This is a genomic window from Winogradskyella rapida, assembly GCF_042675845.1.
GTDB lineage: Bacteria > Bacteroidota > Bacteroidia > Flavobacteriales > Flavobacteriaceae > Winogradskyella > Winogradskyella rapida.
Window position 1 is genome coordinate 299,290 of the sequence record NZ_JBHTKM010000010.1, and the last position, 13,677, is coordinate 312,966.

General features: G+C 33.4%; 11 protein-coding genes and 1 other RNA gene. 6 read left to right on the forward strand and 6 right to left on the reverse strand.

Translation table 11 applies throughout. The features are described from left to right. The first annotated feature begins 314 nt into the window (after positions 1 to 314). From ACFQ13_RS03210 to ACFQ13_RS03220, 3 genes are all read left to right on the forward strand, one after another. Positions 315 to 845 (forward strand): TlpA family protein disulfide reductase, encoded by a 531-nt coding sequence (locus ACFQ13_RS03210; protein ID WP_386113940.1) that lies wholly within the window; start codon positions 315 to 317, stop codon positions 843 to 845. A 260-nt stretch (positions 846 to 1,105) separates the two neighbouring features. Then, positions 1,106 to 2,548: a hypothetical protein gene (locus tag ACFQ13_RS03215; RefSeq protein WP_386113943.1), complete on the forward strand. Its 1,443-nt coding sequence runs from the start codon at positions 1,106 to 1,108 to the stop codon at positions 2,546 to 2,548. Positions 2,549 to 2,737: 189 nt separating this feature from the next. Beyond that, on the forward strand, positions 2,738 to 3,607 hold the full coding sequence (locus tag ACFQ13_RS03220; protein WP_386113946.1) for a hypothetical protein: 870 nt from the start codon (positions 2,738 to 2,740) through the stop codon (positions 3,605 to 3,607). 178 nt (positions 3,608 to 3,785) lie between these two features. On the opposite strand, the gene ACFQ13_RS03225 is transcribed toward ACFQ13_RS03220, so the two are convergent. Further along, positions 3,786 to 4,256 (reverse strand): ankyrin repeat domain-containing protein, encoded by a 471-nt coding sequence (locus ACFQ13_RS03225; RefSeq protein ID WP_386113948.1) that lies wholly within the window; start codon positions 4,254 to 4,256, stop codon positions 3,786 to 3,788. A gap of 72 nt (positions 4,257 to 4,328) precedes the next feature. Further along, positions 4,329 to 6,560 (reverse strand): catalase/peroxidase HPI, encoded by a 2,232-nt coding sequence (katG, locus tag ACFQ13_RS03230; RefSeq protein WP_386113951.1) that lies wholly within the window; start codon positions 6,558 to 6,560, stop codon positions 4,329 to 4,331. 213 nt (positions 6,561 to 6,773) lie between these two features. Here katG and ACFQ13_RS03235 point away from each other — a divergent pair, with 213 nt between their 5' ends. Next, a complete protein-coding gene (locus tag ACFQ13_RS03235; protein WP_386113954.1) occupies positions 6,774 to 7,013 on the forward strand; it encodes a putative signal transducing protein in 240 nt (79 codons plus the stop codon). Between the two features lie 140 nt (positions 7,014 to 7,153). Here the strand turns inward: ACFQ13_RS03235 and ACFQ13_RS03240 are convergent, their stop codons facing one another. Next, positions 7,154 to 8,779 (reverse strand): ABC-F family ATP-binding cassette domain-containing protein, encoded by a 1,626-nt coding sequence (locus ACFQ13_RS03240; RefSeq protein ID WP_386113957.1) that lies wholly within the window; start codon positions 8,777 to 8,779, stop codon positions 7,154 to 7,156. A 377-nt stretch (positions 8,780 to 9,156) separates the two neighbouring features. On the opposite strand from ACFQ13_RS03240, the gene ACFQ13_RS03245 reads away from it, so the two are divergent. Next, complete coding sequence (locus ACFQ13_RS03245; RefSeq protein ID WP_386113959.1) at positions 9,157 to 10,581, forward strand: TlpA family protein disulfide reductase; 1,425 nt, start codon at positions 9,157 to 9,159, stop codon at positions 10,579 to 10,581. Between the two features lie 22 nt (positions 10,582 to 10,603). On the opposite strand, the gene fsa is transcribed toward ACFQ13_RS03245, so the two are convergent. From fsa to ffs, 3 genes are all read right to left on the reverse strand, one after another. Next, positions 10,604 to 11,257, reverse strand: a complete 654-nt coding sequence (fsa, locus tag ACFQ13_RS03250) for a fructose-6-phosphate aldolase (protein WP_114310413.1) — start codon at positions 11,255 to 11,257, stop codon at positions 10,604 to 10,606. Positions 11,258 to 11,332: 75 nt separating this feature from the next. After that, positions 11,333 to 12,136 carry an SDR family oxidoreductase gene (locus ACFQ13_RS03255; protein WP_386113963.1) on the reverse strand — a complete coding sequence of 268 codons (804 nt, stop codon included), beginning with the start codon at positions 12,134 to 12,136 and terminating at the stop codon, positions 11,333 to 11,335. A 146-nt stretch (positions 12,137 to 12,282) separates the two neighbouring features. Continuing rightward, an RNA gene (ffs, locus tag ACFQ13_RS03260) (signal recognition particle sRNA small type) lies at positions 12,283 to 12,381 on the reverse strand. Between the two features lie 264 nt (positions 12,382 to 12,645). Here ffs and ACFQ13_RS03265 point away from each other — a divergent pair. Next, positions 12,646 to 13,674, forward strand: a complete 1,029-nt coding sequence (locus tag ACFQ13_RS03265; RefSeq protein WP_386113966.1) for a glutaminyl-peptide cyclotransferase — start codon at positions 12,646 to 12,648, stop codon at positions 13,672 to 13,674. The last annotated feature ends 3 nt before the right edge of the window (positions 13,675 to 13,677 follow it).

The window sequence follows — 13,677 nt, forward strand, 5'->3', positions numbered from 1 at the left end:
ATATTCCTGTCATTATTGAACCCAATGAAATCAAACTTTCATTAGGAATATCTGAAAGTAAATACGGTGCTTTTAAGGATGTCAGTGATCTTAAAATAATTAGCGGAAACAATAACAAAATATTTTATGAAGAACTCTACTCACCTAACCTTATAAATCATTTTAGTTATTCAGATAATTATCAAGAAAATAGAGATAGTATTCAAAAACATAAATACTCGAAAGAAAAGATTGAATTCTTTAGAAAGTTCGACAGTATTTATGATAAAAAAAACAGTATTGCTTATGTAAGTTTTTGGAATTATTTACTCTCTATGAATCAACCACAATTTGATAAGGATTACATAAATGATAGTGATAAAAAATATTTGAAACAAATATCAAATAAAGTTGATTCAAATAAAATTGCGCTCAAAGATTTTAAACAGTTTAAATCGACAATAAATAGCTTGGTTGACTTTAAAGCCCTAATGGCATTTAAAGATTTCACACTCAAAAACATAAGAGGAGGAAACTCTACGTTATCAGAGATAATAAAGAATAATGAATATACAGTTTTAGATTTTTGGTGGAGTAATTGTGCACCATGTAGAAAATTTAATAAAGAAAGTGAGCCTGTTTACTCAAAACTTAAAGAAAATAATATTGAAATTATCGGAATAAATATCGATACTGACCCAAGCATATGGAATAAGGTTTCTAAAGACGATGGAATAAAATGGACTGACTTGTACGCTGGACCAAACTCAGATATACAAGTTGCTTATAAGGTCTATTCATTTCCGACAAAAATTGTAATTGACAGTGAATTTAATATTATTGACTTCGATTTTAAAAAAAGCTGAAGAACTAATAAAATTAGTAAAATAACTATGGGTACACCGTGTATAATTAATTGCTTTGCTCTTCCCTACTTGCCAAAATTCCTGCGGAATTCCCTCACGTTCGGTCCATTTTTGCTAAATTAGTTGTTTAACCAGGTAATTAACTATACACCTGATGTTGTACGCAATTTCAACTAACCTATTAACATATAAATGTTTATTACATTTAACAAATTTTTATATACATATATTAGCAAACTTAAAATCAAAACCCAATAAGAATGAGATTTATATTTACACTTTCATTATTAGTAATTTTCAATTATGCATTTTCGCAGGACAAATTAGTCGAGATTAAACCAACCAATAAAACAGAATTTTTAGGATTCGAGTATTCAGAGAATGGTTTGTTCTACATTGCAACTGGAAAGGGAAAAAATCCAAAAGCGCAAATAAAAATTTTAAATTATGATCAAAACCTTGATTTAATCTATGAGAAGCAAAATAATAAATCTAAATATGAACCATTACCTGCATTTTTTGGAAGAGGTATGAATGATTTACCTAGTTACTATGATATGTACGCAACTACCAATGGTAAATATTTGATTTCCAACATTGATAGATTTATAATTAATCGTGAAGGTGAACAAAGCCAATTTAATTTTGATGAAGATGATGAAACTGAAGATATAAAAACATTCTTTTCTTTTTACAGCGACAACTATGCATGTTATTTAGGTAAAATAAAAAAAAGGAGTCGTAAAAATAAGAATGTACAACAAGATGATAATATTTATTTCTTTAAAAGAAGTCTTTCGGATCAATCAACAAAAAAAGTCGCTTTACAATTACCACCTATTCAAACAGATGCAGAACAAATTGGATTAGGTTTACATTCTTTTGATGAAGATGGATTCTACTTATTGAATAAGGTTCTAGATAAAGAATCAGCCATAGATATATATAACTTAATTAAATATAGCTATGAAGGAGAGTTATTGTCCAGTATTTCAATTGAAGTCACATTAGGGAACAAATTTTTTACAACTTCAAACTGTGGTTTTGGCTCATCTACAAAAGTTTATAGTCCAAACTTTAGCCATCATAAACTTGGCGAAAATGCTACAGGAAATATCTACATAGATAATGATAACAAAGAATATTATGTATTTGGACTTTATTCAAATAAAAAAGATTTAGACCTCTATAATGCAAGGAATAATGGATTCTATATAAAAAAATATTCATTCGATGGAAATTTGATTTGGGATTCATTCAATAGCATTAAGGATAAGGATTATAACAAAAACTCTGTGTCATATTTTACCAGTGTAGAATTTTTTAATTTAAAAAATGAGCAAAAAGGTATTAGAATTAGTAATAAAAATCATGATTATTCCTTTATGTTTTTATTAAACAACAGTGATGGTAAAGTAACTAAAAACAAAAAAGTTGAATTCAAAGTAAGTAATATAAAATTGCAAGGTATTAGAGGCGGTTCGTTTCCGACAGGTTATAGTTCAAAAAAGGATTATGGAAAAAACAATTTAAACGTAAATACTTTTTTTGCATCATTTATTTCTCCTAGTGTTTCTGAATACTTTGAATCTGTGAAATCTAAAAAAAATAACTATAACAGTTTTATACTAGACACTGGTATATATATTCTAGAGGAGGATTTAGAATCAGAATTATTTCGATTGATGAAGTTTGAGTACTAATATTTAATTATAAAAAACTGCGTACAACAATGGCTATAAGTAATTGCTTGTTTTCGCCTACTTTGGAAATTCCTTCGGAATTTCCAACTTGGTGTGTACTTGCAAAATTAAGTGCTAAATCGCGCAACTACTCATAGCCGAGACCGTCTTGCGTCATTTTCAACAGACTCTAAATTTACAAATGAACTTATGAATTTTGAAATTAAAGATGGTTTAGGTAAAATAAAAATTGGTGTAAATGTTGACTGTTTTGCATTTATTCGTCCATTGACATTTTGCTGGTATGACAATCGTGGTTCGGTAGGAAAATATCTTTGTGCTTTACCTTTTTCTGAAGAATATAGAAACGAGATACATAACTCCATCACTTCAAATCTCAATATTGACTTTTCCAAAAACATAGAAGAATTGCATGCAATACTTCTTCCTTTGTTTAGACTATTTCCTAATGGTGAATATTCACTAAAATTTCATAATTCCGAAGAAAAAAACTTATTTAAATATCAAACTTCTAGAGATAATTTTACTGAAACTCATTTAAGTAATTGGGAATTACATTTTGGTAATTTAACCATTAAAAAAGAAGAAAATAAAAAACAAATAGAACATAAAGCATTTCTCATAAAAAATGCGATAACAAAGGAATTTTATCCCTCGGACATTTTAGAATATACTACTTATAATTTCTATTCTGGATTTGACACTTTCTTTTTAGCTACACAGCCTAAAGAAGAAATTGATTGGAAACGAGTGGAATATTTCGAAAATGAAATTAGAAATGGTTCTAGACCTTTCATATTAATATACAATTACTTTTTTTCAGACCTTAGAATAAATAAAGACAATTCAAAAACAGATTATTCAATACATTCAGACTATTTTGTTTTAGATGGACATCATAAATTACTAGCTTATCAAAATCTAAAAATATATCCACCAATTGCAAGTTTGACATATCTTCCAAAAGAAAAGTCAGAAATCACATTAGACCTTAATATTCTGAACGAATATTTATATAACTGGCAACTAAATCACGTTAAAAAATATTGTGATGAATAATACACGAACGTACAACACCGTATTTAATTCATTGCTAGCTTCTTCCCTACTGACAAAAACACTCATAACCAACCATAAACAACCACGCATAACCTAAGCCCCAAAGCTTGCGTAAAAAACTTCAAACAAAAAAGCCACTTCAATCGAAGTGACTTTATACCATTGTGCTATTAATGCATTATTGCAATAAGGCAACAAGAGCATCAAATTCTTTTTCTTTAGCGTAATCTAAAGCTGATTTTCCGTGCTCATCAGTGAGGCTTTTATCGGCATTATGCTCTAATAAAAGACTAACAATAGACGCACGATTGTACATGGTAGCAAAAATTAGGGCTGAAACTCCAGTTGCATTTACGGCATTAACCTCGGCACCATGGTTAATCAATTTTCGCGCTAAAACCTCATTTCCTTTAAAGCTTACGCCAATTAAAGCGGTATTCCCAGAACCATCCTTAGCATTTATATCGGCTTGATGCTTTAACAAGACATCCGTAATTATTTCATTATCGAAATAGGTTGCCAAAATTAAAGGCGTAAAGCCACGAGCATCTTTTTCATTAATAAGCTTAGGATTTATATTTAATAAGGCTTCAATGCGGTCTTGATCACCAACTCTAATGGCTTCGAAAAAAATATCAATATCTTTCATAATGTATGTGTTAATTAAAAAAGGAATGAGATTTTACACTCACTCCTTCTTCATATTTAATTATTCTACGGTTTATTTTAAATCGAAGCGATCTAAGTTCATCACCTTGGTCCAAGCAGCTACAAAATCTTTTACAAAACGATCTTGTCCGTCATTAGCACCATACACTTCAGCAATTGCTCTTAATTCGGTATTAGAACCAAAAATTAAATCAGCACGTGTGCCTTTAAATTTTAAATCTCCTGTATTACGGTGACGTCCTTCAAAATAACGATCATCATCTGAAGTAGCTTTCCAAGTATAGGTAAAGTCTAAAATATTTCTAAAGAAATCATTAGTTAAATGCCCTACATTATCGGTGAACACGCCGTTATCAGAACCATCATAATTAGCACCTAACACACGTAATCCTCCTACTAAAACAGTTAATTCTGGTACAGAAAGCGTTAGTAAGTTAGCTTTATCTACTAATAAATCTTCAGCAGCAATTTTTAAATCGCTTTTAATATAGTTTCTAAAACCATCAGCCAAAGGCTCTAAATAGCTAAATTGTTCAATATCGGTTTGTTCTTGAGTGGCATCACCACGACCTTGAGAAAATTCGACTTTCTGATCGTATCCGGCATTTTTAAGTCCTTGCTCTACACCAACATTTCCGGCTAAAACAATTAAATCGGCCATAGACACATCGCCTTCAAATTTATTTTGAATGTCCTCTAATACGGTTAATACCTTATTTAATTCCGCAGGATTATTAACCTCCCAGCTACGTTGTGGTTCTAAACGAATACGAGCTCCATTAGCACCACCTCTATTATCTGAACCTCTAAATGTAGATGCAGAAGCCCAAGCTGTAGTCACTAATTGCGACGTTGTTAAACCTGAATCTGAAATCAACCCTTTTAAAGTCTCAATATCCGCATCACTTAAGGTATAATCTACAGTAGGGATTGGATCTTGCCATAACAATTCTTCTTGTGGTACCTCAGGACCTAAGTAACGTGATGTTGGTCCTAAGTCACGATGCGTTAATTTGTACCAAGCGCTTGCAAAGGCTTTTTCAAAGGCTTTATGATCGGCATGAAAACGTTTAGAAATCTCTAAGTATTTAGGATCTACTTTAAGCGCGATATCTGCAGTGGTCATCATAAGATCTTGTCTTGCAGTAGCATCACCAGCCATAGGAGCCATTTTAGCATTAGAAGCAGCTGTAGGTTTCCATTGGTGTGCACCCGCCGGACTTTGTGTTAATTCCCAATCGTAGTTTAATAAGACATCAAAATAATCAGCATCCCATTGTGTTGGGTTTGGCGTCCATGCCCCTTCAATACCACTTGTAATCGTATCATCTAATACGCCTGTACCATAAGAGTTTTTCCAACCTGTACTCATTTCTTCTATGGAAGCGCCATGTGGTTCTTTCCCTACGTATTTATTAGGATCTGCAGCACCATGAGCTTTTCCGAAGGTATGTCCACCCGCAACAAGAGCCACAGTTTCTTCATCATTCATCGCCATTCTTCCAAAGGTTTCTCTAACATCGTGTGCAGAGCCCATAGGATCAGGATTTCCGTTTGGTCCTTCAGGATTTACATAAATCCACCCCATCATTACAGCGGCTAATGGATCTTCTAAATCTCCATCCTTATAACGGTCTTCATTCGCACCCCATTCCGTTTCGCTTCCCCAATACACATCTTGTTCTGGTTCCCATACATCTACACGTCCTCCGGCAAACCCAACTGTTGGGAATCCCATAGATTCTAAGGCGCAGTTTCCGGCTAAAATCATTAAATCGGCCCAAGAAATCTTATTGCCATATTTCTGTTTAATAGGCCATAATAACAAACGTGCCTTATCTAAGTTACCATTATCTGGCCAACTGTTAATTGGTGCAAAACGCTGATTCCCTGCTCCTGCTCCACCACGTCCGTCTCCTACTCTGTAGGTTCCTGCACTGTGCCACGCCATACGGATCATTAATCCTCCATAATGTCCATAATCTGCTGGCCACCAATCTTGAGAATCGGTCATAAAATCTGTAAGCTCTTTTTTTAAAGCGTCATAATCTAAACTTTTAAACGCCTCAGCATAATCGAAATCTTCACCCATTGGGTTCGATTTTGCAGCGTGTTGACGCAAAATATTTAGTTTCAATTCATTAGGCCACCAGTCACGGTTTTTTACACCACCACCACCGGTTTGTTTTACAGTACCACTTAAGTACGGGCATTTTGCTGCACTTTCATTAATGTCGAAATTTTTACCTTGGGGAGCACTGGTTGAATGCGAATTACTTTCCATATCCTATATATTTTTTTTTGATTTAATTTTTGATAAAATTATGCTATTATCCACCTTAGGCTTAAGATACGTAATTTTTTTAATTTATTTTTTGATAGGTAAAAACTATGGTTAATTAAAAAACAATAGTTAACACAAATAAGTAAAGCATTTTATAGGCTGAAATCTCAAGAAAATTTCGTAACTTTTAAGTATGAATCAATACCTATAGCTATGAGCACTACAGAATATACCAAAGTTTATTACGGAAATTTTATTTTAGTTACGAGAATAAAGAATGAATTAGAAGCCTCTGGCATCGTTCCTATTATTAAAGACGAAGGGGAATCGCAACGTTTGGCAGGTTTTGCTTCCTTAAATCAGGGATACCAAGAAGTTTTTGTACATAATGACGAATTAGCTAAAGCCATGGGCATTATAAATCGGCTGAAGGCTGAAATGGAAGCCTCTTAATCTTGTATCTATAATAAAGGAAATGGTTCTAATGTTTTTTAGGCCTTAATACCGTCACTTTAAAGCAAAAAAAAAGCTGGTATCTTCATACCAGCTTTTTTTATACTATAAATCTATAGCGACTTATTATAGAGTGCTTATTATAAAGCTACACCATACATCTTCTCACGTTGTTCTTTTATTTTCTTATCTCCCATGTACTCATCAAAAGTCATATAACGATCAATAACACCACTAGGAGTTAATTCTATAATTCTATTACCCACCGTTTGTGCAAACTCATGATCGTGTGTGGTTAATAAAACCGTTCCTTTAAAGTTAGTAAGGGAATTGTTAAACGCCGTAATACTTTCTAAGTCTAAGTGGTTTGTAGGCTCATCTAACATTAAAACGTTAGCTCTCATCATCATCATTCGGCTTAGCATACAACGTACTTTTTCTCCTCCTGATAGCACATCTGAAGTTTTAAGGGCTTCTTCACCACTAAAAATCATCTTTCCAAGGAAACCTCTTATGTTTACTTCTTCACGCTCTTCTTCTGTTTGCGCCCATTGACGTAACCAATCGACCAACGTCAATTTATTATTAAAGAATTCACTGTTATCTAAAGGTAAATACGATTGTGTTGTGGTAACACCCCAATCAAATTTTCCTTCTTCGGCTTGTTCTTTACCATTAAGTATTTGGTAGAATGCGGTTGTTGCTCTAGAATCTTTAGAGTAAACCACCACTTTATCACCTTTATTTAAATTGATGTCTACGTTTTTAAATAAAACGTCGCCTTCAAGACTAGCTCCTAAACCTTGAACATTTAAAATCTGATCTCCAGCTTCACGGTCGCGTTCAAAAATAATAGCTGGGTAACGACGACTAGAACGTTTTATTTCAGAAATATTTAATTTATCAATCATCTTCTTTCTACTCGTTGCTTGCTTAGATTTTGCAACGTTGGCAGAAAAACGACGGATAAAGTCTTCTAATTCTTTCTTCTTCTCTTCAGCCTTTTTATTTTGCTGTGCATGTTGTCTGGCCGCTAATTGCGAAGACTCATACCAGAAGGTATAGTTTCCTGAGAAGTGATTAATTTTTCCGAAGTCAATATCAGAAATATGGGTACAAACAGAATCTAAAAAGTGTCTATCGTGAGATACCACAATAACACAGTTTTCATAGTTTGCTAAGAAATTTTCTAACCAAGAGATGGTTTCGTAATCCAAATCATTGGTAGGCTCATCCATAATTAGTAAATCTGGATTCCCGAATAAAGCCTGCGCTAATAACACACGGACTTTCTGCTTTCCATCTAAATCTTTCATTAAGGTATAATGGTACTCTTCCTTAATTCCTAGATTTGATAACATGGCCGCAGCATCACTATCGGCATTCCATCCATTCATTTCTTCAAACTGTACCTGAAGCTCTCCAATTTTTTCAGCATTAGCATCGGTATAGTCGGCATAAAGCGCATCGATCTGAGTTTTGAGATCGTATAACGGTTTATTTCCTTTTAATATGGTTTCTAAAACGGTATCATCGTCGTGCTTGTTGTGGTTTTGCTCCAAAACAGACATACGCTTCCCTGGCTCTAAATGCACACTCCCTGAAGTAGGGTCCATTTTTCCCGCTATAATTTTTAAAAACGTTGATTTCCCGGCCCCATTGGCACCGATAATTCCGTAGCAATTACCATTATTAAAAGTGGTGCTTACTTCATCAAAAAGTACGCGTTTTCCAAATTGAACCGAAAGATTAGAAACTGATAACATGTTGTAAAATTTTATTCTGTTAACCTTATATAGTAAAGGTGAATTTTTAAGATTGCAAAAGTAGAAAATTAAAAGCAGAAACTCTTATAATAGGCCCTCTTCAATTAGAAAAAATCCATTAAAGGCTTAATCTTAAAACTAAAACGCCGATGAGGACTTAAAATGGCCTTCAGAAAATATCCTAAGCCGGAAAATATTCTTTTAAATTCTCTGACTTTTATACCGATGATACGCTCTTTTTATCCTAATATTGTGGGAGTTTGCTAACATTTAACGAGGTATTAACAACGGATTTGCAAAGCTTCTTCTATTTTTGTTAGCCTAACTTTTATGAAATATACATGCTAAGTCTACGTTTCGTTTTTGCTTTAACTATAATGTCTACCATCTTTGGATGCCAATTTAAAGGTAGTAAAACAACAGATTACGCATATATTGGAGGTGAAATCATAAACCCGAAAAATAACAGTGTTGTTATTTACAATACAAAAGGTCAGATTTTAGACTCTATTACCTTAGACGATAACAATCGTTTTATTTACAAAATAGACAATTTACATCCTGGCCTACACTCTATTACCCATGGTGGTGAATACCAAATGTTGTTGCTAGAGCCTAGTGACAGTATTATGTTCCGTATTAATACTTATGATTTTGATGAGTCGCTTGTGTTTACCGGTCATGGCGCTAGAAAAAACAACTACCTTCTTAAAACGTATTTATCTAACGAAAAAGAGGCGAAACAGTTAGTGCGCTATTCTAAAATGGAACCGGAGGCGTTTAATGATTTTGTTGAAAAACGTCGATTAAAACAATTGCGTGATTTTCACACCTTTCTAAGTAAGACCGAAGAATCTGAATTTTTTAAGTCTATTGTTGAAGCCAATATTAATTACAACAACTATGCGGATAAGGAAATTTATCCTTTTGCTTATTTTGGTAACAATAAACTGATTCATATTAAGGATCTTCCTGAAGATTTTTTCGCCCACAGAAAGCATATCGATTATAATGCCACGCATTTAAGCCGCTTTTTCGCCTACAACCGCTTTTTATTTTCGCACATTGATAATTTGGCCATTCATGATTACTATAAAGATAATGCCTACCATAGTAAATTTAACCGACATGCTATGGGCTATAACAAGTCTAAACTCGATTTAATTGATAGTATTATTTCAGATCCGGTAATAAAAAATAACTTACTTAAATATAAGGCAAGAGAGTATATTAGCTATAACCACACAGAAGATGAAGCTAATGAAATTTTAGAGCATTATTTGTCTAAGAGCACCAATGAAGAAGACAAATTGTATATGAAAGATTTAGTATCTTCTTTAAAATTATTACGTCAAGGAAATCCGTTGCCTAATATTACAATCGTTAATTATAACAACACGGAACACCGTATAAACTCTATCATTACCAAACCGACGATTATTTATTTCTGGTCCTCTAACTCTAAGTCACAGTACCGCAACAGTCATTTTATGGTAGACCAATTAAAGTCTCAATTTCCGCAAACCGATTTTATCTCTATTAATGTAAATGACAACAACGATAAGTTTTGGAAAAACATTATTGATAATTATAAGTTCCCTACCATTAACGAGTTTAAGTTTAAAAACTCTAAAGAAGCGCGTAAAACGCTAGCGGTAAACTATCTGAATAAATGTATTGTTGTAGACCAAGATGGTATTATCTTACACCCTAACGCTAACATTTTTAGCTCAGAATTTCACGATACTCTCGAAGAATTACTACAAAAAAAGCATCTTATCGCTAAACAAGATGCTCTTTAAAATTATATAGGTTGAAATTGTCTTAGTTTCCTTTATTATAATCTGCTAAGAATTTCTCTAATCCACTATCTGTTAAAGGGTGTCTTAATAAACCAGTAATAGAACTTAATGGTCCTGTCATAACATCGGCTCCTAATTTTGCACAGTCAATAACATGCATCGTATGACGGACAGAAGCTGCTAAAATTTGCGTATCAAAAGCATAATTATCATAGATATGACGGATTTCTGCAATAAGGTTTAAACCATCTGTAGAAATATCATCTAAACGTCCAATAAACGGAGATACATAAGTTGCACCAGCTTTAGCTGCTAATAAAGCTTGTCCTGGAGAAAATACTAAGGTTACGTTTGTTCTGATACCACGATCTGAAAAATATTTACACGCTTTAATCCCATCTTTTACCATTGGTAATTTAATAACGATTTGCTCGTGTAATTCAGCTAAGGCCTCTCCTTCTCTTACCATGCCTTCAAAATCTGTAGAAATAACTTCTGCAGAAACATCACCTTCCACAATATTACAAATAGCCACATAGTGCTTCATAATATTATCAGTTCCTGTAATGCCTTCTTTAGCCATTAACGATGGATTTGTAGTTACCCCATCTAAAATACCCATATCTTGAGCATCTTTAATCTGCTCTAAATTTGCAGTATCAATAAAAAATTTCATAAAACTTTATTTAAGTTGTTGTGTTTTTAGTTGCCGCAAATTTACGGTTTTAAGCCCATCAAAACAATGTGTTGATTATAATTTATAATGATCCATTAACATCTTCTCGTAGATAGCATCTGGAAGAATTCTTTTTAAAACAATAGAAAATTTTTGTAAAAAGGCCCCAACCTTATAATGAATTTTAGGCGATTTCGTCTGCATAATTTTGTAAATAGCCTCTGCCATCTCCTTAGGGTCTCCACCACTGTCAACATGCTCATCCATAAGGCTTAAGGTTTTGCCGTAGGTTTCTTTATAAGGCGAATTTTCTAAAGCCGGTGCATGGTAACGTCCGGCAGCAATATTGGTTGCAAAATCGCCGGGCGCCACATTGGTCATCTTAATATTAAAGCCTTTTATTTCCATTCTAAAAGCTTCGGTTATTAACTCTAAAGCCCCTTTACTTGCACTATAAATACCACGATACGGCAATCCCATGTAGCCCGCAATAGACGTTACATTTATAATTAAGCCAGATTGTTGCTGACGCATGCTTGGTAAAACTGCTTTAATTACATTTATAGGACCAAATAAATTGGTTTCAAAATTTCGCTTGATTTCCGCATCAGGGATTTCCTCTATAGGTCCCGTGATTCCGGCACCCGCATTATTAATAAGGACATCAATTTTAGTTTCAGCAGTTAAAACCTCATTAATACAAGCCGTAATGGTTTCAGGTTTCGTTACATCTAAAGCCACGATAGGAAACTTACTTTGCGGATAATTATTAGGATTTCTACTCGTGCCATATACTTTGAATCCTTTAGTTTGAAGAAATTCACCAACAGATTTTCCGATTCCAGAGGAGCCCCCTGTTATTAATACAACTTTAGACATATGATGATATAAATTATAATTTTGAAAATTACAAATTCTGAAATTAGTAGACCTTTTATTCCTTAACTAATTGAAGAATAGTAAGGTTTTAAACTAAAAAAATCTCGAAGAGCTATAGCGTTCAAGATTTGAGTTTTGGGTACAAAAAAAGGCAAGCTACCTACATCACACCGCTACGACCATTTACCTTTGCTGCGTTCCCGCCCTGGAGGATTCAACAGGAGCTGGTTGTGTAGGACTTGCCAGGTGCAAAGATACAATCTTTTCAGAGTATTTGCCAAAAGAAATTCCATAAAATCTTTAAAATTTTTAACCCTCTAATTAAGAGAATCTTAGATAAAAATTACTCATAAAAATCTATTATTTTGAGATTCTACGCTGAAATTTTATCCCATTTCACCTTCTTCTTCCTCTAGAAAAATGCTAAATACACATTGAATTTAGACGCTAAAAAGCATATTCAAACTGAATTTTATTTAATAACTTGCCAAAAAAATCCAATATTCGCCATGCGCCACTATAATTATCTTTTTCTCTTAGCCTTCAGCTTCCTTTTATTCCAATGTGGAGATACCAACGCCTCAAAACAATCTGGATTATCTATTAATGTAGGCGCACAATCTTTAATGCTTGGCGATACCCTTAACCTCTCTATTAACAATCCTAAAAATTTAGAGATTTCAAGTGTCAATTATCAATTAAACGGGAAACCTATAAAGCAGAATGCTATTTTAAATGCTGTGACTTTAGGCGAAAAAAATATTACGGCCGAGCTTATGGTGGGCGGTAAAAAAGAAACCTTATCACAATCCATTCAGATTTTTAATAATATTATTCCATCATATTACACTTATGAAGTGGTAAATGTTTACCCGCATGATATGACTTCTTATACGCAGGGCTTAGAATTTTATAAGGGCGAATTATACGAAAGTACAGGACAACGTACCGAATCTAAATTGAGAAAAGTAAATTTTGAAACTGGTGAAGTTTTAAAAAACATCCACCTAGATGATTCCTATTTTGGTGAAGGATTGACCATTTTAAACGATAAAATCTATCAATTAACATGGCAAGCTAGACGCGGATTTGTTTACGACGTTAATACCTTTGAACGCCTCAGTACTTTTAATTATGGTACAAGTAAAGAAGGTTGGGGTATTTGTAATGATGGAAGTACATTATACAAATCAGACGGGACTGAAAAAATTTACCTGCTTAACCCAGACAACTTAAATGAAAAAGGTCATATTGAGGTTTATACGGAAAAAGGAAAAATCCCGAACCTTAATGAAATGGAATGGATCAATGGTAAAATTTATGCGAATATTTACCAACGTAACGGTGTGGTTATCATCAATCCTAAAACAGGAGGTGTTGAAGGCGTTATCGATTTTAAACCGTTACGTAAATTAGTCACACAACATCCAGAACTCGATGTTTTAAATGGTATTGCCTACCACCCAGAACGTAACACCATTTTTGTAACCGGAAAAAATTGGGATAAATTATTTGAAGTCAAACTTCAAAAAAAATAGACA

Coding starts and splice junctions, on each gene's coding strand:
- ACFQ13_RS03210 (WP_386113940.1), top strand. CDS start 315: ATGAATCAACCACAATTTGATAAGGATTACATAAATGATAGTGATAAA.
- ACFQ13_RS03215 (WP_386113943.1), top strand. CDS start 1,106: ATGAGATTTATATTTACACTTTCATTATTAGTAATTTTCAATTATGCA.
- ACFQ13_RS03220 (WP_386113946.1), top strand. CDS start 2,738: ATGAATTTTGAAATTAAAGATGGTTTAGGTAAAATAAAAATTGGTGTA.
- ACFQ13_RS03225 (WP_386113948.1), bottom strand. CDS start 4,256: ATGAAAGATATTGATATTTTTTTCGAAGCCATTAGAGTTGGTGATCAA.
- katG (WP_386113951.1), bottom strand. CDS start 6,560: ATGGAAAGTAATTCGCATTCAACCAGTGCTCCCCAAGGTAAAAATTTC.
- ACFQ13_RS03235 (WP_386113954.1), top strand. CDS start 6,774: ATGAGCACTACAGAATATACCAAAGTTTATTACGGAAATTTTATTTTA.
- ACFQ13_RS03240 (WP_386113957.1), bottom strand. CDS start 8,779: ATGTTATCAGTTTCTAATCTTTCGGTTCAATTTGGAAAACGCGTACTT.
- ACFQ13_RS03245 (WP_386113959.1), top strand. CDS start 9,157: ATGTCTACCATCTTTGGATGCCAATTTAAAGGTAGTAAAACAACAGAT.
- fsa (WP_114310413.1), bottom strand. CDS start 11,257: ATGAAATTTTTTATTGATACTGCAAATTTAGAGCAGATTAAAGATGCT.
- ACFQ13_RS03255 (WP_386113963.1), bottom strand. CDS start 12,136: ATGTCTAAAGTTGTATTAATAACAGGGGGCTCCTCTGGAATCGGAAAA.
- ACFQ13_RS03265 (WP_386113966.1), top strand. CDS start 12,646: ATGCGCCACTATAATTATCTTTTTCTCTTAGCCTTCAGCTTCCTTTTA.